This window comes from Taibaiella chishuiensis (assembly GCF_003014535.1).
Taxonomy (GTDB): Bacteria; Bacteroidota; Bacteroidia; order Chitinophagales; family Chitinophagaceae; genus Taibaiella; species Taibaiella chishuiensis.
Genome location: NZ_PYGD01000003.1, coordinates 189606 through 211707 on the forward strand (window position 1 = coordinate 189606; position 22102 = coordinate 211707).

At 50.5% G+C, this 22102-nt stretch carries 19 protein-coding genes; 11 read left to right on the forward strand and 8 right to left on the reverse strand.

Translation table 11 applies throughout. The annotated features are described in order from the left end of the window. The first annotated feature begins 152 nt into the window (after positions 1-152). The 4 genes from B0I18_RS11155 (at position 153) to B0I18_RS11170 (ending at position 7977) form a co-directional block, all read left to right on the forward strand. The gene (locus B0I18_RS11155; protein ID WP_106522788.1) at positions 153-1568 is read left to right on the forward strand and encodes a type III PLP-dependent enzyme domain-containing protein; all 1416 of its coding nucleotides are present in this window, start codon (positions 153-155) and stop codon (positions 1566-1568) included. 667 nt (positions 1569-2235) lie between these two features. After that, positions 2236-4497 (forward strand): T9SS type B sorting domain-containing protein, encoded by a 2262-nt coding sequence (locus B0I18_RS11160; RefSeq protein WP_106522789.1) that lies wholly within the window; start codon positions 2236-2238, stop codon positions 4495-4497. 529 nt (positions 4498-5026) lie between these two features. Next, positions 5027-7198 (forward strand): T9SS type B sorting domain-containing protein, encoded by a 2172-nt coding sequence (locus B0I18_RS11165; RefSeq protein ID WP_181358429.1) that lies wholly within the window; start codon positions 5027-5029, stop codon positions 7196-7198. 119 nt (positions 7199-7317) lie between these two features. Next, positions 7318-7977: a toxin-antitoxin system YwqK family antitoxin gene (locus B0I18_RS11170; RefSeq protein ID WP_106522791.1), complete on the forward strand. Its 660-nt coding sequence runs from the start codon at positions 7318-7320 to the stop codon at positions 7975-7977. Here B0I18_RS11170 and B0I18_RS11175 read toward each other — a convergent pair. Continuing rightward, positions 7974-8579 carry a hypothetical protein gene (locus tag B0I18_RS11175; protein ID WP_106522792.1) on the reverse strand — a complete coding sequence of 202 codons (606 nt, stop codon included), beginning with the start codon at positions 8577-8579 and terminating at the stop codon, positions 7974-7976. The genes B0I18_RS11170 and B0I18_RS11175 overlap by 4 nt on opposite strands. 72 nt (positions 8580-8651) lie before the next feature. Continuing rightward, positions 8652-9971, reverse strand: coding sequence for a citrate (Si)-synthase, eukaryotic (locus B0I18_RS11180; RefSeq protein ID WP_106522793.1), 1320 nt, complete (start codon positions 9969-9971; stop codon positions 8652-8654). A 211-nt stretch (positions 9972-10182) separates the two neighbouring features. Between B0I18_RS11180 and B0I18_RS11185 the strand changes: the two genes are divergently transcribed. From B0I18_RS11185 to B0I18_RS11195, 3 genes are read left to right on the forward strand one after another with little or no spacing between them, the layout of a single operon-like run. After that, positions 10183-10632 carry a GNAT family N-acetyltransferase gene (locus tag B0I18_RS11185; protein WP_106522794.1) on the forward strand — a complete coding sequence of 150 codons (450 nt, stop codon included), beginning with the start codon at positions 10183-10185 and terminating at the stop codon, positions 10630-10632. Positions 10633-10642: 10 nt separating this feature from the next. After that, positions 10643-11125, forward strand: coding sequence for an OsmC family protein (locus B0I18_RS11190; protein WP_106522795.1), 483 nt, complete (start codon positions 10643-10645; stop codon positions 11123-11125). Further along, positions 11112-11690: a DUF1572 family protein gene (locus tag B0I18_RS11195; RefSeq protein WP_106522796.1), complete on the forward strand. Its 579-nt coding sequence runs from the start codon at positions 11112-11114 to the stop codon at positions 11688-11690. Before B0I18_RS11190 ends, B0I18_RS11195 begins: the two co-directional genes overlap by 14 nt. Positions 11691-11707: 17 nt before the next feature. Here the strand turns inward: B0I18_RS11195 and B0I18_RS11200 are convergent, their stop codons facing one another. The 6 genes from B0I18_RS11200 to B0I18_RS11225 form a co-directional block, all read right to left on the reverse strand. Beyond that, a complete protein-coding gene (locus tag B0I18_RS11200) occupies positions 11708-13831 on the reverse strand; it encodes a DUF6311 domain-containing protein (RefSeq protein WP_106522797.1) in 2124 nt (707 codons plus the stop codon). A gap of 18 nt (positions 13832-13849) precedes the next feature. Continuing rightward, complete coding sequence (gene nhaA / locus B0I18_RS11205) at positions 13850-15025, reverse strand: Na+/H+ antiporter NhaA (protein ID WP_106522798.1); 1176 nt, start codon at positions 15023-15025, stop codon at positions 13850-13852. Positions 15026-15107: 82 nt separating this feature from the next. Beyond that, a complete protein-coding gene (locus tag B0I18_RS11210) occupies positions 15108-16775 on the reverse strand; it encodes a pyruvate dehydrogenase complex dihydrolipoamide acetyltransferase (protein ID WP_106522799.1) in 1668 nt (555 codons plus the stop codon). A 172-nt stretch (positions 16776-16947) separates the two neighbouring features. After that, entirely contained in the window at positions 16948-17415 is a 468-nt protein-coding gene (gene rpsG / locus B0I18_RS11215) for a 30S ribosomal protein S7 (RefSeq protein ID WP_106522800.1), read from the reverse strand. Between the two features lie 112 nt (positions 17416-17527). Then, positions 17528-17977, reverse strand: coding sequence for a 30S ribosomal protein S12 (rpsL, locus tag B0I18_RS11220; protein WP_425444928.1), 450 nt, complete (start codon positions 17975-17977; stop codon positions 17528-17530). Between the two features lie 391 nt (positions 17978-18368). Beyond that, positions 18369-19508, reverse strand: a complete 1140-nt coding sequence (locus B0I18_RS11225; RefSeq protein ID WP_106522801.1) for an acyl-CoA dehydrogenase — start codon at positions 19506-19508, stop codon at positions 18369-18371. 200 nt (positions 19509-19708) lie between these two features. Between B0I18_RS11225 and B0I18_RS11230 the strand changes: the two genes are divergently transcribed. From B0I18_RS11230 to B0I18_RS11240, 4 genes are all read left to right on the forward strand, one after another. Continuing rightward, positions 19709-19954 (forward strand): hypothetical protein, encoded by a 246-nt coding sequence (locus tag B0I18_RS11230; RefSeq protein WP_106522802.1) that lies wholly within the window; start codon positions 19709-19711, stop codon positions 19952-19954. A 94-nt stretch (positions 19955-20048) separates the two neighbouring features. After that, positions 20049-20231 (forward strand): chryseobasin-related MNIO class RiPP peptide, encoded by a 183-nt coding sequence (locus tag B0I18_RS11235; RefSeq protein ID WP_106522803.1) that lies wholly within the window; start codon positions 20049-20051, stop codon positions 20229-20231. Between the two features lie 100 nt (positions 20232-20331). Further along, positions 20332-20505 carry a chryseobasin-related MNIO class RiPP peptide gene (locus B0I18_RS25080; protein WP_181358430.1) on the forward strand — a complete coding sequence of 58 codons (174 nt, stop codon included), beginning with the start codon at positions 20332-20334 and terminating at the stop codon, positions 20503-20505. A 67-nt stretch (positions 20506-20572) separates the two neighbouring features. Continuing rightward, the gene (locus B0I18_RS11240) at positions 20573-21709 is read left to right on the forward strand and encodes a multinuclear nonheme iron-dependent oxidase (protein ID WP_106522985.1); all 1137 of its coding nucleotides are present in this window, start codon (positions 20573-20575) and stop codon (positions 21707-21709) included. Positions 21710-22102 lie beyond the last annotated feature (393 nt).

Below are 22102 nucleotides of genomic sequence, written 5' to 3' on the forward strand. Positions count from 1 at the left end.
ATGTCTTTTTTAGGACATATAGGTAATGTTATATTTGTGTCATTTTATTTTCAGGGGGGCTAAAAGTTTTCATCAATTTATTACAAACTGCATTACATTTGCAGTCTTAACGAACCACAATATTCAATTCATTTCCTTTACTGTGTTTGTAAATGAATAACACCTACAGTGGTCTGGTTGATCAGACTTTTCACTTCCCCCAGGAAGGTTTTAACGTTGAAGACAACTATCTTCGCTTCAACGGAGTGGATATCAAAAGGCTTATTGACAAATACGGGACTCCGTTTAAACTGACTTATCTGCCCAAGATAGGCCAGCAGGTAAATAAAGCTAAAAAGATGTTTAACGATGCGATCAAAAAGCACCGTTACGATGGCAACTACTACTATTGCTATTGCACCAAAAGTTCCCATTTTTCCTTTATCGTAGAGGAGACCCTCAAACATGGTGTGCACCTGGAGACCTCTTTTGCCTACGATATCGAGATCGTCAAGCAGCTGTACAAACGCAGGAAGATCAATAAAGAAACCTTTATTATCTGCAACGGTTTTAAGACCAAACCATATACCCGCAATATTGCCCGCCTGATCAACGATGGTTTTAAAAATGTAATCCCGATCCTCGATAATAAAAACGAGTTTGAAGATTATAAAAAACTGATCCGTGCCAAAGACCCGGTAAACATCGGTCTTCGTATTGCAGCAGAGGAAGAGCCGACCTTCGACTTCTATACCTCGCGCCTTGGTATCCGCAGCCGCGATATCCTCGAATTCTATGTCGATAAGATCAAAGGCAATACCAAGTTCAACCTGAAGATGCTGCACTTCTTTATGAATAAAGGCATCAAGGACGATGTATACTACTGGAGCGAGCTGAACAAAGTGATTAACCTGTACTGCCAGCTGAAAAAGATCTGTCCCGAACTGGACAGCGTCAATATCGGCGGCGGTTTCCCGATCAAGCATTCGCTGGGTTTCGAATACGACTACCAATACATGGCCAACGAGATCGTATCTACGATCAAAAGGGTTTGTAAGGCCAACAAAGTGCCCATGCCCGATATCTATACCGAATTCGGCTCCTTTACCGTAGGCGAGGCCGGCGCGGTAGTATACAGTGTGCTGGACGAAAAAATGCAGAACGACAGGGAGATCTGGTATATGATCGACAGTTCGTTTATTACCACCCTGCCGGATACCTGGGGTATCGGGGAGAAATTCCTGATGCTGCCTATTAACCGTTGGGACGAAGAGTACCAGGAAGTGCACCTGGGCGGACTTACCTGCGATAGCCACGACTTCTATACCTCCGAAGAACATATCAACGCGGTGTTCCTGCCCAAGGCTTCGACCCGGGATAAGAATGATGAACCGTTGTACATCGGCTTCTTCCATACCGGCGCCTACCAGGACCAACTGGCCGGTTACGGAGGTATCAAACATTGCATGATCCCTTCGCCCAAACACGTGGTTGTAGAGTACAATAAAGAAGGTCAGCTGGAAGACTGGTTGTATGCCAAAGAACAGACGCCGCAGAGCATGCTGAAAATTCTCGGATATATCCGGTAACCCGTTTACCGTTCCTGATAAAAGAAAGCTTCAAAAGCCGGATCGCTACAGCGATCCGGCTTTTTTTGATCATGGATTTTGAGTTCTGAATAGGTTTGAGCGGCTTACTGTCCTGCCAGCCGCATGGTATCAAAAGCAACTTGTTTCAGGATCAGGCGGAATTTCCGGGGGTATAAAAAATAGAGCCTGCAGCTGTGTGCTTGTGTTATTTTATTCGAGGGAAATAAATAGGGAGCGCTTAAACTCTCCGGGATAGATAAATAGACTACAATACCAGGCCCTGGCAGGCGAATGTAATCCCGTGAATTTCATTTTTTCCCGCAGTGCCGCGGCCGAGAAAAAAATAGGAACAGCATCAACGAATCGCTTCGTCGGGCACAATATGCTTCTTTGTTTTTTTGCCTGATCGGAAGTGTCGCTAAAAAGCGCTCTTCCCCGCGATACATCCTGCAAAGGACCTTGCACATTTCATCACCTCCCTTAACTTGCTTTGTCTGCTCTGATCCTGGCGGATGCTAAAACCTTTACCCATGGCCGTTTTGCGTATCCTGCCGGATCAGTGTCAAGGCATAATGTATTGTATTAATTAAGCTTAATTCGTACTAGTTAACATTGTCAAAAAATATATTTGTAACGCACGAATTCACTGTTTTTAATTCACTGTAGTATGCGTTACAAAATCTCCTCCCTGCTGCTGGGCTGTTGCCTGGCGGCAACCTCTACCGTTTTTAGTCAAACCGGTCTGCCTTACCACCAGATCAATGAGAACAAGACCTGGATATTCGGTACCGGGGCCGGACTGAATTTTAATACCACACCACCTACTGCGATCAGCAGCAACAACCAGGAAGGGTCTTTGGGACCCAGGTTAGGATCCGGAACATCGGCGGTATCCGATAACACAGGCCTGTTGCGGTTTTCTGCCCAACTGGATACCGTACGGGATAAGAACGGGAATATTATGCCCAATGGCGGCGGGCTTATAGCCGGCTTGCCTACCATTAGCAGCGCGGCAGCAGCTTATTACGATGGCGCCTCGCTGATCGTTCCCAAACCCGGGTCGCCTGATCAATACTATGTTTTTTCGCAGACCAGCATTGCCACAACCAGTACCGTAGGCAGTATACCGGCTACCTATGGTGGCAATGATCCGCGGGCCGGTAAGTTATACTATTCGCTTGTCGATATGACGCTCAACAGCGGGCTGGGTGATGTGGTGGCCGGGCAAAAAGGGATTAAGATCGATTCCATGCTTTGCGACCGGCTGGTGGCCGTTACAGGCCCCGCCTGTAATATCTGGGTATTGTGTATGAAAAACGATGGCAGCGCCATGCATGCCTTCGAGGTTACGCCAACCGGCGTCAACCCCAACCCGGTAGTATCTCCCTGCCCGGTCGCGGTCGCGGGAGGCATGAATATTTCCCCGCTCTTCCAGATGCCCGGTGGTTGTATGCGCGCCTCGGGCGATGGTACCAAACTCGCCGTCAGTCTTGCCGGTGTCGTGCTCAACCTCAGTACATTCAGCTTTTTCGGGGGCAATTTCCAGTTGTACGACTTTAATAAAGTAACCGGTGTGGCCAGCAACCAGGTCAATATAATGCCGCCCAGTGCCTTGCTCACGCTCGATCAGCAGATATTCAACCTCAGCTTTTCGCCCGACAATACCAAAATTTATACGCCGCACGGGCTCCTGCTGGGCACCGGTATGTCGCAGTTCGATATTTCCTCCGGCGTTGCGGCTACTATTGTGGCTTCGCAGGTGGAACTTAACCCCAGCGGCGATATTGCTTCGCTCACGGGCATACGCCTCGGACCCGACGATAAGGTATACGTAGGCGGTACCAGCCTGTTGGGACTCTTGCCCGGCGGCAACCTGCACCGTATCGATAACCCCAATGTTGCCGGCGCAGGCGCCGGACTGACCCTCAATGCCCTGGCCCTTGCGCCGGGATCGATGTCGGCTTTCGGCCTGGGCGTAGCTACTGTAGAAGCGCCGCCGGCAGATACAACTTTCGCCACGCATTCGCTTACGCTCTGCGCCCCGCAAACCGCTACGGACCTGTCCGTGACCCAGGACCCGGGCTATACTTACCTCTGGGATGATGGTGCTACGGGCGCTACCCGTAACGTAACCGCCGGCGGTACGTACTGGGTCGTGTATGGCCCATCCTGTCCCAAACTGGTCGATACTTTTCATGTAGAGGCTATCGATGTCCGGTTTGACCTCGGTAATGATACCGTGATCTGTGGCCGCATCATGCCTTTCGACCTTAAGGGGCCCGAAGTACCCGGCGCTACTTACCTGTGGCAGGACGGCAGCACGGGGCACTCCTTCAATGTAAGCGGCGGTGGCGTGTATTCCCTCACCGTTACCAAGCGCGACTGCTCGGCGAGCGATGAAATAAGGATCGACAATTTTGATGTATTCCAGGACCTGGGTCCCGATACGATGGTATGTGCCCGTATGCCGTTCAGCATACGCCTGCAGGGCAGGGTGCCGGAGGGCGCCACGGCATTGTGGAGCACCGGGGCTACCACTTCCGCTATTGATGTGTCGCAGCCAGGCACCTATGGTATAAAAGTAACGCAGGATGTTTGCGAGGGTATCGATTCCATTACCATCCGGAACACCGAGCTCTGCGACTGTATTGCGTTTATGCCGAATGCCTTCACGCCTAACGGCGATGGTCTCAACGATGTTTTTACACCCGTGGTCGAACCCGCCTGCCTGCTGCGGGGCTATAACTTCCAGGTGTTTAACCGCTGGGGCGAGCAGGTGTTTACTACCAATACCCCCGAAAAGGGCTGGGATGGTATGGTTAAAGGACAACCGGCCGATGCCGGCACTTATTGGTTTACGATTTACTTTGAAAAGGGTACGCGTAGTAACACCTTTACCGAAAAGGGCAACCTTACCCTCGTACGATAAAACAGGTTTACGGAGATTTCCTGTTGGCGGCCGTCCCATTACCCGGGGCGGCCGCATTTTTTTTATCCCCGTTAAGGCCGGCAGGTCCGCGCTCTGGTCATCGGTGTCGCCTCCATCCTATTTTCCTACCTGGTTGTCCGGCTTGGCGTTTTTGCAGGCAAGCGTTTGTTGTTTACGATATACGTTGCGGCAATAGAAAATACTTTAAACCAGGGACATCAAAACGTGGTGCCGTAGGATAACTGTTCTTGTTGCCCCCTGTCCCTTCACCGAAGTTTATTGCTTATTGTAAATGATTACAAATATTTAAATTGTAGTATGTATTAATTATTGTTCGTTGGCGTCTATTAACGTTGGCTGTATCTAGATTTGTAAGACCAGAGATTTTAATAGTGTATTGGTTATGAACAAGATATTGCATTGGTTTGCAGTAATAGTCTTGGGGGCGGCATCGCAAAACCTGCAGGGTCAAACTCCTGATTATCAGTTAAACCAGAATAAAACGTGGATATTCGGCACTAGAGCCGGGATGAATTTTAACACTATACCGCCCGTTCCCTTTGCGACCGGTAATAACGAAATTGCGGAGGAGCCCCGGCTGGGCTCTGGTACTGCTGCTGTTTCCGATAATACGGGGCAACTGAGGTTTTACGCACAATTGGATACGGTTTGGGACAAGAATGGTAATGTCATGCCCAATGGAAACGGCCTGATCGGTAATTTGCCGGTTTATGCTTTTTCCGGTGGTCCCGCAACACCGCCGCAGGATCCGAGTTATTTTAACGGGGCCTCCCTGGTCGTTCCCTATCCCGGAGCGCCCGATAAATATATCGTCTTTTCAAAAACAGGCCTTATAGCCAATCCTACGGTATTTGTAGGCGGCATTTTTAACGGGAATGGTAACGATTCTGCAGCCGGCCGCCTGTATTATTCGGTGGTGGATATGTCGCTGCGCGGCGGTCTGGGCGATGTAGTGCCCGGGCAGAAAGGGATACAGATTGATAGCCTGCTGGCCGACCGCCTGGTAGCGGTTACGGGGCCATCCTGTAACATATGGGTATTAAGTATGAAGATCGATGGCAGCGCCATCCATGCCTTTGAGATTACGCCGGAGGGTATTAATACCCTGCCCGTTGTTTCGCCCTGTGATACAGCGATCGCTACGGGCATGTCGTTCGGCATGATGTTTAGCCAAACGGCAGGCGGTTGTATGACTGTGTCTCCCGACGGTACCCGGCTGGCGGTAAGCCTCTCCGGGCTGGTGCGTGATTTCACTACTCAATTATCTTACGGCGGCGGCTTCCAGTTATACGATTTCAATGCCGCCACCGGTGTGGCTACCAACCAGATCAATGTTTTAGTCGGCCCTGGTGTACCCAACGAAAGTGCGTTGTTTGGCTATTCCGTGATCAATCTTTGCTTTTCGCCAGATGCTACAAAAATGTACGTGCCGCATGGGTGGTTTTTCTCCGCGGGCATCTGGCAGTTCGATATTTCTTCCGGTCTGGTACCCACGATCATTGCTTCTAAGGTGGAGCTTGATCCGAACGGGTATTTGGGACATAATGCGGCAATGCGCCTCGGCTCCGATAACAAGGTTTATATTACCGGCACGACCTGGGGCGGGCTACTCGGTTCCGATGTGCTGCACCGGATCGAGAATCCTAATGTGACGGGCCCGAGCGCGCTGCTAGCCTTAGGTGCCGTGAGTCTTGCCCCTGGTACAGAGTCGCTTTATGGCCTCGGTAATATCGTGGTCCGGTCGCCGCCTTCCGATACAACCTTTACCGGTCATACGCTGACGCTTTGCGCCGGTGGGTCTTCCCTGGGCCTCTCCGTTCCGCAGGATCCGGCTTATACCTATTTATGGGACGATGGTTCGACGGGCAATACCCGCACGGTAACAACAGGGGGCAATTTCCGGGTAGTCTATGGTCCCCGGTGTCCGAAGCTCGTCGATTCTTTTAAAGTAGAGGAGGTCGATGTCCGGTTTGATTTTGGTAGCGATACCGTGATCTGTGGCCGCATGTACCCTTTCGATCTTAAGGGGACCGAAGTGCCCGGTGCCACTTACCTGTGGCAGGACGGCAGCACGGGGCACTCCTTCAACGTAAGCGGCGGTGGCGTGTATTCCCTCACCGTTACCAAGCGCGACTGCTCGGCGAGTGATGAAATAAGGATCGACAATTTTGATGTATTCCAGCACCTGGGACCTGATATCATGTTCTGCGCCGGAACGCCTTTTAACGTCCGCCTGGAGGGCAGGGTGCCGGACGGCGCCAGGGTATTGTGGAGCACCGGGGTTACTACTCCTGCGATCGATGTGTCGCAGCCAGGTACTTATGGAATAAAGGTGACGCAGGATGTTTGCGAGGGTATGGATTCCATTACCATCCGGAACACCGAACTCTGCGATTGTATCGCCTTTATGCCAAATGCTTTTAGTCCCAATGGCGATGGGCTCAACGATATTTTCGCCCCCCTGCTGGAGACCGGTTGTTCGCTAAACGAATACAGCTTCGACATTTTTAACCGATGGGGACAGCGTGTATATAGTACCGCTAACCCCGGTAAAGGTTGGGATGGAAGGTTTAATGGTCAGCCTGTCGACCCGGGTACTTATTGGTTTACCATTTCTTTCGAAAAAGGCACGCATCGCCAGGTCTTTACCCGTAAAGGCGACCTGGTGTTGATAAAATAATGGCAGGTTTTTACGGAGATTTCCTGCTATGCCCTTTGCCCCCGGCAAAGGGTTTTTTTAATGGATAACGTATTGCAGATTTTTTTAGAAATAACCGATCCGATCTCTATATTTGGGCCATGAAAAAAATATACTGCGCCCTGCTGGTGTTCTGCGGTTTCCAGGCTGTACACGCTCAAAAAACAAGTCCCCTGTACGAGGCTTATTTCTCCGATCCCGATGCGATGAAGGAGAACGAAGAGGGCGGCGGTTATAACTTTAAAACCAAAGACGGTCTTAAAGTGTCGATGAGCGATGATGGCTATTATAAACTCTTTGGGGCAGACGGCATCCTGCTGGAAGAGGGCGATACCGACGAAGGAGATAACAGCTTTTCCCGTCATGGTAAATGGACCGAGTACTATGCCTCCGGTAAGCCCAAGGCCTCCGGTAACTATTTCCAGAACCAGCCATTCGGGCATTGGCAGTTGTTCGACAACAAAGGCAACCTGGCTTCCGAATTCGATATCCTGGTAATTACCGCCGAAGACGGTACTACGGCTTATTGTAAAGCGGGTACTGAATTGGTTTATTTCGATAACGGTAAGCTGAAGGAAGAACGTTTCTTTAAAGCGGAACCTTATAACGGGGAAGACCGTATCCAGGTAGACGACCCGGAAACGGGTAAGAAGGTATGGAGTAAGGTGGCTGTAAAGGCCTACAGGGCCAAACCTTTCGGCACCTGGGTATACTATAACAATGATGGTTCGGTAGAGCGCAGGGAAGATAAAAAGAATTAGTGCAGGCTCTGCAAAGGCTTGTTTCCTGCTGCTGATGCCGGCGCCTGTGTGCCGATACGGTAGAAGGCCTGGTAAGTGCAGGAGTCCATTCTCGTACGGTAATAGCTGCAATTGCGCTGAAGCGCGTTGTCAAGATGCCGGAGGATGGCCGTATCGAAATTGCCATTGTTAGCAACAATGATCAGTGGTTGTTTGCCGGCGTAAAGCGTAAACTGGATCAGCAGATCGCCTTCTTGTTTATAGTCTTTAAATACCGCGGCCAGGGTGTTGCTATCGGCGTCGAAATAGCTATCCAGGGTATCGATGCTGATTACGCGTTCCATGGTAGGTTCATCGGTAAGCAGTATAATTTTCTGCAGTACGGCCGGGCCGTATTTGGGTGTTGTGCCCCCCTCGGGGCCATAGGTCTCAAATGCGCCGGAAGTGCTGTACGTATTGCCATCTGCGGGGTTAAGGTATACCTGTTTGCCTTCCAGGCTGTCCGGGTTACTGGTTATACCCGCCCTGCCGCTTGTTTTATTTCCCGAGCAGGACAACAGGCCGGATACCGGTAAGCATAAACATAACAGCAGCGTCTTGTTATAGAGGAAAAAACATTTCATAGCAGGATAAAGATCGTAATAAAAAAACTGCTTCCCATATGGGAAGCAGTTTTTTTATGGATAAGCTTGAAATTAGTCTTCTACTACTTCGCCTACAACCAGTTTCTGCAGGAACTCGGTAGTTACAGATTTCGGACGCTCCAGGGGGAAGCCCAGGGCGCGGTCCCAGCACAGGCTGGCCAGTACACCCAGTGCACGGCTTACACCGAACAGTACGGTATAGAAATCTTCTTCAACAAGGCCGTAGTGCTTCAGCAGCGCGCCGCTGTGGGCATCCACGTTTGGCCATGGATTCTTGATCTTGCCGGTGCCTTCCAGGATCGCAGGCGCCACCTCGTAGATGTTCCAAACGGTCTGTACCAGCGGATCTTCGGGGCAATGTGTTTTACCGAACTCCATCTGGGCGGTGAAACGCGGATCGGTTTTACGCAGTACTGCGTGACCGTAACCCGGTACCACTTTGCCTTCAGCAAGTGTTTTCTTGATGTATTCTGCGATCTGCTCTTTGCTGGGCGATTGCGTTTGCAGTTCCTGCTGCATTTCTTCGATCCAGCGGATCACTTCCTGGTTGGCCAGGCCGTGCAACGGACCTGCCAGGCCATTCAGACCGGCAGCGAAGGAGAGGTAAGGATCGCTCAGGGCAGAACCTACCAGGTGTGTGGTATGTGCCGATACGTTACCACCTTCGTGGTCGGCGTGGATGGTCATGTACAGGCGCATCAGGGCGAAGAAGCCTTTGTCTTCGAAGCCCAGCATGTGCGCGAAGTTACCGGCCCAGTCGAGCATACCGTTCGGCTGGATATGATCGCCGTTTTTATATTTGCGGCGGTAGATATAAGCAGCAACCCTTGGCAGGCGTGCAATCAGGTTCATGGTATCTTCGTAGATGTAATCCCAATGGTTCTTTTTGCTGATACCTTTGGCATACTCGCGGGCGAAGATCGATTCGCGCTGCAGTGCCATTACACCGATACTGAACTGGGTCATCGGGTGTGTATTTACCGGCAGGGATTCAATAACATCAAATACATAATTAGGTACATGAGAACGGCGCGCCCATACAGCAGACAGATGATCGACATCTTCCTGGCTGGGCAACTCTCCGATCAGCATCAGGTGGAAAAGACCTTCGGGTAAGGGTTCTGTACCACCTTCAGCTTTTGGCAGCTTCTCGCGTAACTCGGGAATGGAGTAGCCGCGGAAACGGATACCTTCATTAGAGTCGAGCAGAGAAGTTTCAGTGATCAGGCCTGTCATACCGCGCATGCCCTGGTAAACCTGAGCAAGTGTAATTTCACCTACTTTAAAGTCGCCGTGCTGTGCAATAAGATTCTTAATGTCGACATTAAGGGCATCGGCTTTCTCTTTAAAAAGGTCTTTAATGTAACCCATGATATTATTTAAGTATTAAGAGTAAGAAAAAAAATCAACACGGACAAAGATAACAAATTGGTACGAACCAAGCTAAAAGGCAAGCCGATTAATTTGCTTTTTTTATCGGCTGAAATTGACTATTGTCAAGGTTTGCAGCCATAATAATTCCCGCCCCGGCGCGCTTTTATCCGCCCTGCTCCCCTAAATTTGTAACTCTTAAAAAGCCGTTATGTCCCTGTTGATCGAACGAAAAATTGATAATTTATTAATCTCGGCAGATAAGGCAAAAATCGATGCCAGGGTCGTGCACCACTTCCTGGACCAGGAGAGTTACTGGGCGCGGGGCATCCCCTTCGATACCGTTGTAAGGGCTATCGAACATTCAATATGCCTGGGCGCTTATCTTCCCGACGGCACACTGGCCGGCTTTGGCCGTATGATCACCGACCAGGCTACCTTCGCTTATCTTGCCGATGTGTTTGTACAGCCCGCTTATCGCGGCCAGGGCATCTCCAAAGCGCTGATGCAGGTATTCTGCGATATGGCCGACGAGTTCGGACTGCGCCGGTTCCTGCTCACCACGCAGGACGCCCACGGTCTTTACCACCAATACGGTTTTGATCCTTTTCCTTATCCCGAACGGTTAATGAGCCGGCCCGGGGTAGTTTATCCAGTTTAATCTGCCTGTTATGTCAGACCTGCATACGTACGCCACTACCACTACCTGGACGGGTAATACCGGTACAGGTACATCGGGCTACACCGCTTACGAGCGTAGCCATACGATAACCGCAGCCGGGAAACCGCCCCTGGCGGCCTCTTCAGACCCCGCATTCCGGGGCGACCCTGCAAAATACAACCCCGAAGAACTGTTGCTGGCTTCGGTATCCGGTTGCCATATGTTATGGTATCTGCATCTTTGTGCGGTGCACCAGGTAACGGTAATCGCCTATACCGACGAAACCAGCGGCGAGATGCGTACCGGCGCCGACGGCGGCGGGCGTTTTACGGGTATCGTGCTTCGGCCGCGTATCGTACTCGGGGATCCGGATAAGGCGGCATTGGCCTTATCGTTGCACCACAAAGCCCATGAGCTGTGCTTTATCGCCAACTCCCTTAATTTTCCTGTTATTGTAGAACCTCAAATACTTACTACCGATGAACGTATCTGAAAATTTTTCGGCGATCAGTGCCAAGATGTTCCATTACTACAAATCGCTCGGCGATAAATCGCTGGCGCGGCTCGACGATAAGGAGATCCACCTGCGCATTTCGGGTGCATCCAATAATGTGGCTACGATCGTAAAACACATGTCGGGCAATATGCTGTCGCGCTTTACCGACTTCCTGACCAGCGATGGCGAAAAGCCCTGGCGTAAAAGGGATGAAGAATTCGACGATACCTATAGCTCCAAGGCCGAAATGATGGCAGCCTGGGAGCAAGGCTGGGCCTGTCTTTTCGGGGCGCTTGCCGCTATACCGGAGGCCGGGCTTACCGATATCGTTTATATCCGCAACGAAGGACATACCGTGCTGGAGGCCATTACGCGCCAGGTAGCGCACTACGCCTATCATACCGGCCAGATCGTTATGATCGCTAAGGCCATCCGCGATGAAGACTGGGAGTCGCTCAGCATTGCCAAAGGCGCTTCGGATGCCTATAACCAGGATAAATTTGAACAACCCCAGGCCCGCCGGTTCTTTACCGACGGCAAGGTTGCAGGCAGCGGGGCATAAGCTGCCCCGCTTTTTTATTAGCGGGGGTGCCAGGCGTAAAAGTAAATATGCCCCAGGCTGTCCACCGGTTGCAGGTGGTTGCGTTCGGCAATAGCGTTGGCTGCCCAGTAGGCGGCATAGGCTTCCGCATGAAACTCCTTGTTGGGAATACTGCTGAGGGTAGAATCGTGGATAAAGCTGCGGTCTATGGCCAGCAGTATGGGTTTGCCATTCAGGCGTTTTTTCAACTCCTCCGGCGCAGTGTCCTTACTCACCAGGTCGAGCAGGTCTTTGGAAAAGCGCGGCGGGGTGCGGCTCAGTTTACAGCTCATCAGCGGTAGCTTACTGTATAACGATAATTGGTAAGAAAAGCTGCTCATGTCGCCGAGATCATCGATGGTGTGGTCATAATCTTCAGATCCTACGAGGTAATAGGGTATGGGTAGTATGGCCTGGTAGTCGTTGAAATTGAGCTTGAGTTGCTTCAACTGGGGATAAGCGCTAGCCGCCAGCGGCGAGGGGTAATTGGCGCCCTCCCGGAAGCGGTGCATAAAGTTGATCGTTTCCTCTCCACCCAACACCAGTACCAACACGAGAATGAGCTGCCTGCCCTGGCGGTTGGTAAGGCGGTAGAGCGCAGCCACGGTATACATGATCCAGATGTAGAAGGTCCAGTAGAAAGGCCAGGCAAAACGGGCCATACTCCTGAACTGCTCTACCTTGCGCGTAAACCGGTGCAGGAGATACAAGGGATTGGTACGGTTAATGAAATAGTCGATATGGTAATGGCCGAATGCGATATAGAGCAAGACAGCCGTTGCGGCATAAAAAAGAACGGCGCGTAACATCGCGGTACGCTTACCCACCGGTTGAAGCGGGCTGAAAACAAGCTTCTGCCTGCTTTTGATAAAAAAGACCAGAGTTACCAGGATACCTGCGGCCCCTATCAACAGCAGCACCACCTCTTTATAACCGATACCTTCTGTACGGAAAGGCAGGGAAAGATGCAGCTTCTCCATCATCGGGTAATAATTTTCTCCAAACGACATCGATAACATCACCAGGCCCGCCAGGAAAATACCGGCGTACAGGGGACTCCGGAAAAAGTCCTTCTGGATGTTGAATAGCGTAAGCCGGAAACGGCGGCTGAAGAGGCTGATGATCAGTAATACGGCCACGGCATACAAGCCGATATTGCCCAGGTATACCATCAGTTCCACGGCATCCGGCCATTTCTCGATCCACAAGGGGAAGTAAACATGGTGGAACGTGTAGTGGGTAAACAGCATGGAAAAATTGGTCTTCTGTTCCATCCAGTCATAACCCATGGCAAAGTCCTGCCGGATATCGAAATAACCGTCGGTAAGGTGCATCACACCAAATACAAGCACTACCGTAAGGCCGACAACCAGGCCCGATGCGATTACAGAAGCAATACCCTTGCGCGACCGGAGGCGGTACAGGCCATACACAAACAACATACAGGACAGGAATACGGGTATGATCGCCACATAGTAGCCATGCGCCAGGAAGCAACAAAACGAGAACAACACCATAGCGCATACCAGTAAGGCCTGGTTGCGCAGTTTGTCGTTGTACCGGTGCCAGAGCAGGAACAGTGCGATGGCAAACAGGCTGAATGAGGTAAGCGAGAGGTTGAAGTGACTGTTAAAAATGCGGGTGACCTGGAAATTGATCCAGGGCAGGAAGAGCGCCAGCAGCCAGGCCAGGGCGACATTGCCGAGCAGGCGCCGGAATACGAAGAAGACCAGCAACCCCGTTACCAGGATATTGCCGATTATAAAATAGTTAAAACAGGGAATGGTATAGTCCGAAATATCCCAGATATAATGACAAAACCAGCGGAAGGGGATCGAGAACAGCGGCGTATTATCGGTCGAATACACATAGTCGCCATAAGGATAACCAAAACCTTCGTACTTGAAAAATCCGTCCTTGCCGATGGGCTCCTTTACATAGGATACCATCGTAAAATAGTTCTTTAAACCGTCGCCCCATGCCGTAAACTGGGTTTCTTTCGGATGGGTGAAATGCCTGTGAAAACTAAAAGCGATCAGTACCAGGTGGATCAATACCAGCGAAAGCCAGGCATACCTGCGTTGTTGCAGCAGGCGGGTTAACGAAGCTAAGCGTTGTTGCATATAGGGAATAGACGGAAATTAAAGGGCTTGTCTTTTGGCAGACTGGAGCCGAAGATAAATAAAACCGCCTAATCCTGAAACGCCAGAAGCAATAAGGATCGCAAGTTTGGCCGTTATCTGCGGTGCTTCGGTATTAAAGGCAAGCATGGCAATAAAGATAGACATGGTAAAGCCGATGCCGGCCAGCAAGCCGATGCCCAGTATATGGTTCCAGCCCAGGCCTTCGGGCAGGCTGGCAATACGCAGCTTTACCGCCAGGTAAGATACCAGGAAGATGCCCAGGGGTTTGCCGGCAACAAGCCCCAGCAGGATGCCATAGCTTACCGGGCTGTTCAGTGTTGCGCTTATATCAGCAGGAAACACGATGGCCGTATTGGCCAGGGCAAACAGCGGCAGGATGATAAAGCTTACCGGGTTGTGCAGCCTGTGCTCCAGCCGGGGTATACGGTCCAGCGGTAAACTGAAGGCCAGCAGCACACCGGCCAGCGTAGCATGTATGCCCGAGTTAAACATACAATACCAAAGCGCAATACCCACGATGAAATAGGGGAGCAGCCGGTTTACCTTCAGGGCATTCATAACCAGCAGCAAGACGAAAAGGCCGCCCGCTATACCCAGGTAAAGCAGGCTGATGTGGTCGGTATAAAAAATAGCAATAGCCACGATAGCGCCCAGGTCGTCGATAATGGCCAGGGCGGTAAGCAGTATTTTAAGCGATAGCGGCGCCCTTGTACCCAGCAGCGACAGTATGCCCAGCGAAAAAGCAATATCGGTAGCCATGGGCACGCCCCAGCCCCGGGCATACGCCGAGTTGGCATTAACTACGAAGTAAAGCAGGGCGGGTACCAGCATGCCGCCGGTAGCGGCCAGTACGGGTAAGGCCGATTTGCGCAGGCTGGACAATTCCCCGTTGGCAATTTCTCTTTTGATCTCCATACCGGCCAGCAGGAAGAAGAGGGTCATCAGGCCGTCGTTGATCATATGCAATACCGTATGCGGAATATGGATGGCATCCGGCAGGGGGATTGCCGTTTCCCATAAGGCAAGATAAGACGGGCCCCATGCCGAATTGCTCAACACAAGCGAGAGCAGCGTACAAACGATAAGGGTAATGCCTACGGCCCGGCTGTCGTGTATAAACGCGAAGATGGGGGAGAGGAGTTTGTCCCGGATTGCTTTTCTGACTTTGCCCATATGCTTAAAATGAAAAAGCCGAAGGTGTTACACTCCGGCCTTTTGCTATTTTGTATCGTGAATAATCGTTGCGAAGCGCTGCTTATACCAGCATGGTAACCGGGTTTTCGAGGTAGGCTTTGAGGGTCTGCATAAAACGGCTGCCCACAGCGCCATCCACCACGCGGTGGTCGCAGCTCAGGGTCAGTTTCAGCAGGTTACGTACCACTACCTGGCCATTCTCTGCTACCGGTGTAGGCTCTATCTTACCAATGGCAAGGATACAGCTATCCGGCGGGTTAATGATGGCGGTAAACTCGTCGATATCCATCATGCCAAGGTTGGATACGGTAAAGGTATTACCGGTAAACTCCTGGGGCTGCAGTTTTTTGTTCCTGGCTTTCTCGTTCAGCACCGATGCTTCCTGGGCGATCTGCGCCAGCGATTTCTGGTCGGCAAACTTGATCACCGGAACGATCAGGCCTTCGTCTACCGCTACCGCCGAACCGATATGGATATGGTGGTTTTCGCGGATAAAGTCGCCCATCCAGGAGCTGTTTACCGCAGGGTGCTTGCGCAGCGCCATGGCTACGGCTTTAATAATATAGTCGTTAAAGGAGATCTTAACCGGCGACACTTCGTTCATCGCTTTACGTGCGGCGATGGCATTGTCCATTTTAATGGTCATGCGGAGGTAGAAGTGTGGTGCGCTGAATTTGCTGCCGGTAAGGCGCTGGGCAATTACCTTGCGCATCTGCGAGAGGCTGCGGTCGGTATGGCTTTCCTGGCCGGGTGCAGCAAAGGCCGGTACGGCTGCTCCGCCGGCTGCGGCCTGTGGTTGCGCCGCTGCGGCTGCCTGTTGCGGCTTATAGTTATCGATATCTCTTTTTATGATCCTGCCGCCATCGCCGGTACCGTGTAACTGGTTCAGGGCTATGCCTTTTTCTTTGGCAATCTTGCGGGCCAGGGGCGATATTTTCAGGCGTTCGTCGTCGCTTTGCGGGGCAGCTTCTGCTGCGGGCGTAACTGCGGGTTGGGCGGTTGTTGTTGCCGCGGGCGCTTCGTTTTCGCCGGTAGGCGCAGTTGCAGTGCTGCTGTCATCGTCGTCGAGGTAAGGCGCCACATCGGTACCTTCTTTACCCACGATGGCAATGATACCGTTTACCGGTGCTGCATTACCGGCTTCCACACCGATATACAGCAGGGTGCCTTCTACATATCCCATTACTTCCATAGTCGCCTTGTCGGTTTCTACTTCGGCCAGTACATCGTCGGCTTTTACTTTATCGCCTACCTGTTTGAGCCAGGCTACGATTTTGCCTTCCTTCATGGTATCGCTCAGCAGGGGCATCCTGATTACGGTTGCGTCGCCTGATTTAGGTTTGGCTTTTTTCGCTTCGGGCGCAGGTGCGGCTTCCGGAGCGGCTTTGGGCTGGGCGGCCGGTGCTTCGGTCTTTTCTTCCGCGGCAGCGGGTGCTGCTGCAGGAGCTGTTGTAGTTGATTCTTTTTCGAGTAATGTTTTATAATCTTCTCCTTCCTTGCCTACGATCGCGATAACGCCGTTTACAGGAGCAGCTTTTCCTTTTTCCACACCAATATACAGCAGGGTTCCCTCTACGTACGGCATCACTTCCATGGTTGCTTTATCGGTCTCTACTTCTGCTATTACATCATCGGCCTTCACCTTATCGCCTACCTTTTTGTGCCATTCCGCTATCACGCCTTCCTTCATCGTGTCGCTTAACAGCGGCATACGTATTACTTCAGCCATAGTATCTTTATTATCGGGGTTTTATTTGAACGCTCAAAAATAGTTATTTTGGAGTGAAAAAGATCAGGAAATTAAAAATGATGACTAATATTAACGCAATCGTTAGCGCCCATAAAAAAACCTGTACGAAACGTACAGGTTTTCTTTTTACCTAAAAAAAATTCAAATAAGGTTATACCCGGAAGTGAGCGAAAGCCTTGTTGGCTTCAGCCATACGGTGTGTATCTTCTTTCTTTTTGAAAGCACCACCTTCACCTTTGCTTGCTGCTACGATTTCGTTAGCCAGCTTGTCTGCCATGGTTTTACCATTACGCTCGCGGCTGTAACGGATCAGCCATTTCATGCTCAGGGAGATTTTACGGTCAGCACGAACTTCAGAAGGGATCTGGAAGGTAGCACCACCGATACGGCGGCTACGTACTTCCACACCTGGAGTTACATTCTGTAATGCTTTTTTCCAGATCTCATAACCATCTTCAGAGGTTATAGAGCTTACTTTATCGATTGCATCGTAAAAAATGTTGAAAGCAACGGTTTTTTTACCGGCCCACATCATTGTATTTACGAAACGGGTAACTTGTTTATCGTTAAACTTTGGATCTGGAGCCAAAGGGTGCTTTTTAGCTTGCGCCTTTCTCATTGATTTTAATTTTTAAACTCGGCTGAATTTCTTCAAGAATTAAAACTTTACTCAGCCGTATTGGGGGTAATAATAAAATGTAACTGTTTTTCCTTTAGGGAACAACGGTAGCTTATTTTTTAGCTTTTTCTTTCTTGGTACCGTATTTAGAGCGGCTCTGTTTACGATCTTTAACACCCGCGGTATCCAATGCACCACGAACGATGTGATAACGTACACCTGGCAGATCCTTAACACGACCACCACGGATCAGCACGATGCTGTGCTCCTGAAGGTTGTGACCTTCACCGGGGATGTAAGCGATAACTTCGATTTTGTTAGTCAGACGCACCTTTGCTACTTTACGCAAAGCTGAGTTTGGTTTTTTAGGCGTAGTAGTATATACACGGGTACATACACCACGGCGTTGAGGACAATCGTCCAGAGCGGGCGATTTAGACTTGGTTTTGATCGCTGTACGACCCTTACGAACTAATTGTTGTATAGTAGGCATTCCTGTTACTTTGAATTTTTTTGGACTGCAAAGGTAACTTTTATTTTTATTTATCCAAATTTTTAGCATCTTTTTGGATGTTAAAAATCTTTACCTGTGCGCCCCAATTGTTGAAACAATCGCTTATGATTTTGGACTGAAGAGGATTGGAAATGAAATTGATGTGGATTATGTAATTGATTGTCATTTATTTACAATCCGGTTCCGGTAGCTGTAGTATGGATCTTGTGCCGGGAAAACTTAATCAAAATAAAACTTTTCTATACCTCTTTAAACCTTTGTAAGCGTTAAAAGCGCTGCAAAGATAAGAAAGCTAAGTGGTTATCGGAAATAAATCCGGTAAGCCCGGCATTGTTATACTTAATATATTACCCGGATTGAAAACCCTGGCGGCCGGAAATAAAGAAAGCTCCCGGCTAGGGGAACTTTCTATTACATATGATTGCGGATAACCGTTTGTTTATTTCAGTACGCTGCGGCTGATCACGATCTTCTGTACCTCGCTGGTACCTTCGTAGATCTGGGTGATCTTCGCATCGCGCATCAGGCGCTCTACGTGGAATTCTTTTACATAACCGTAACCGCCGTGGATCTGTACCGCTTCGTTGGTAACGCTCTGTGCGATCTCGGATGCATACAGTTTAGCCATAGAACCGGCAAGGGTATAATCCTGGCCCTGGTCCTTCAGCCAGGCCGCTTTGAGGCAAAGCAGGCGGGCCGTCTCGATTTGGGTAGCCATGTCGGCCAGTTTAAAGGCTATAGCCTGGTGGTTCATGATCTCGGTACCGAAGGCTTTACGCTCTTTGGAATATTTGAGCGCCAGTTCGTAAGCGCCGCTGGCAATACCCAGCGCCTGCGATGCGATACCGATACGGCCGCCGCCCAGGGTTTTCATCGCGAAGTTGAAGCCGAAGCCGTCTTCGCCGATGCGGTTCTCTTTCGGAACTTTTACATCCTGGAAAGAGATGCTGTGGGTGTCGCTGCCGCGGATACCCAGTTTGTTTTCTTTTGCGCCCACGGTAATACCCGGGGTGTTTTTATCTACGATAAAGGCATTGATACCTTTATGTTTTTTAGCGATGTCTGTTTGTGCAATTACCAGGTAGGTAGAGGCGGAGTTACCATTGGTAATCCAGTTCTTGATACCGTTGATTACATAATGGTCGCCTTTGTCTTCGGCGGTAGTGCGCTGCGAGGTAGCGTCAGAACCGGCTTCAGGCTCGCTCAGCAGGAACGCGCCGATCTGCTGGCCGGAAGCCAGGGGCACCAGGTATTTTTGCTTTTGCTCTTCGTTACCGTAGGTTTCGAGGCCCCAGCATACCAGCGAGTTGTTTACGCTCATCACCACGGAGGCTGAAGCGTCTACTTTGGAAATTTCTTCCATAGCCAGTACATAAGATACCGCGTCCATACCGGAACCGCCATATTTCGGATCAACCATCATACCTAAAAAACCCAGTTCACCGAGCATCTTGATCTGCTCTGCAGGAAATTTCTGATGCTCGTCACGTTCGATTACACCCGGTAACAGTTCGTTCTGGGCAAAATCACGGGCGGCCTTCTGTACGGCCAGTTGTTCTTCGGTAAATTGAAAATTCATAAATATGGATACGTTTATTAATGTGTGTTAACGCAATTGCGGTGCAAATTTAATTTTTTACACGGGATCAGCAAATTGTCTTTGTTAATTATCCTAAGTCGGAAAATTACAGGAGCAGGGTTTATGCAATCGGTCAGGCGCCTGCATCTAAGAGACAGACCGCGGGTAAAGCGGCATTTTTTTCTTTAAAACATAAGGTTATGAAAGTTGCTCCCAAACTCCTGCAGGCCATAAGCCTGGCCCTGCTTTTGCCCATGGCTGATACCGGTAATGCACAAACCCGCCCCGTCACACCCCGCACCACTGTGAAACAAGCCGGCGTTCACAAGTCTGACAGCACCAAACTGAAAAAGCGGTATACCGTCGGCAAACCGAAGCCCGACAGCCTGCAGCAGCAACAGGTGCCCCACGATCCCAAATACTGTCCGCCCTGCGGCCGGGGCTGAGGCGCTCTACTAAGAAAACCTGCGGCGCGTCCGTCTATATGATAAAGAGCGGCGCCGGGCGCCGTTTAACCTTCATCTTATAAAAAATGTAAACATGAAAATTCAAAAAGCATTACTCGGCGCTATCCTGGCGGGTATTACGGTACAGGCCCTGCCTTCCTGCAGCAAGGCTCAGCAGGACAAAGTAAAACCGGCCGTTGCGCAGCCCGGTTCCGATGTTAAGCCACCTGCTCCCGATCCTTCGACCGATCCCTGCCCGGCTTGTGGCATGGGATAAATAAACGGGGCATGCACTAATACGGCAACCGCATCCTGCGTCTCTGTAATAGCGGGACTATCAATAAATGTACCCGTTTCATCATTTAAACGCTAAAAACATGAAAGTATCCAAAGCATTACTCGGGGCGATCCTTGTGGGTATTACCGTACAGGTTGCCGCCACTTCGTGCTCGAAAAAAGAGGAACCGCAACCACAGGCGGAAAAACGCGCACCGCGCCCGGCTTCGGGCTCCGATGCCGACCATTCCTGTCCTGGTTGTGGCATGGGCTAACCGCCCGGCAGGGATACAGGGAGGCCCGGATATAAAACACCTTAAACTTTTTGTAGACCACGAACAGATGACGCCGATTTTATCTTCAATTGCCTGTAACCTGGATGCCGGTATCTTATCGGCATCCCTGCCTTTGTTTGCCGAAGAGCGCGTGGAGGCCATAGAATGGTCGTTCGATACGCTTTTTAATTATAAGGAAATTCCTTCCTGGTTCCTGGAGCTGTTGCATACCTATAGCGATGCAGGCCGCCTGGTGGGCCATGGGGTATTCTTCTCTTTATTTTCGGGCAGGTTCCTGCCCGAGCAAAAAGCCTGGCTTGAAGCGCTCCGCAAAATGGCGGGTACTTTCCGGTTCGACCATATTACCGAGCATTTCGGTTTTATGACCGGTAAGGATTTTCATAGCGGGGCGCCCCTGAACATTCCCTATTCCGATGTTACCTTACGTATAGGCCGCGACCGGCTGATGCGCATACAGGATGCCGCGCAATGCCCGGTAGGCCTGGAAAACCTGGCTTTTTCGTATTCGGCAGACGAAGTGAAACGCCACGGCGAATTTCTCGAAATGCTGGTGAAGCCCGTCAACGGCTTTATCATATTGGACCTTCATAATCTCTATTGCCAGCTGCATAATTTTTCTATGCCCTACGAACAACTGATCGGCCTGTACCCGCTGCACCGGGTGCGGGAGATCCATATTTCGGGTGGCAGCTGGGAGGATGCCGCATCGGGCCAGGGACGTACCATAAGAAGAGATACGCATGATGATGCCGTGCCCACGGTCGTATTCGACCTGCTGCGCCGTACCTTGCCTTTATGTCCCAACCTGAAGTACGTGGTTATGGAACAGCTGGGTACCGGTTTGCAGACGGAGGGCAGTAAGCAGGGTTTTTACAACGACTTCATCACGATGCAGGAGATCGTACAGGCATACCGGCCGCAGCCGCAACAGGCGGCACTCAATGCTTTCCTGCCTGTGCAGGCGGTCTCCATAGCCGGCCGTCCCGAAGAAGATGAAATACTATATGCGCAGCAACTGGAGCTGTCGGGTATACTGGAACAGGCATCTTCCTGCCGGGAAGCCCAGGATACTTTAGCAACATCGGGGCTTGCCGGCACCGCCTGGCATACCGAACGCTGGGATGCCGATATGCTGGAAACCGCGATACGCATAGCGCAGAAGTGGAAGCGGCAACAGGCTTGACAGAGCAGTATATACCATTTACGATACCAGGACAGCCGTAAGACAGCAAAAATATAGAGGGGCTTATTAAGCCCCTTTCCTTTTTTATACCCTTACCGGAATTTCTTAAAAAAAATAAAACGGTCGCTAAGGGTTTTAGGGAATATGGACTGTTGTATAAACAACAAGTCTTCAATACAAACAATTACCATAGACACCTTCGTATGTGGAACAGGCGGTATCAGCTACCGTCCCGGGGAAGTGCTGTCTGTCCTGTAATATAGTCCTGTGTAATGACCTCTGAAAGCATTTGAGGATAACAATTACGGGCGATGGTAACGCGCTTTGTAGGCAAAGACCGGATAACCAAAACTTTTACTAGCAAGATGAATATTGCTGCTCTGATAGCGGCCC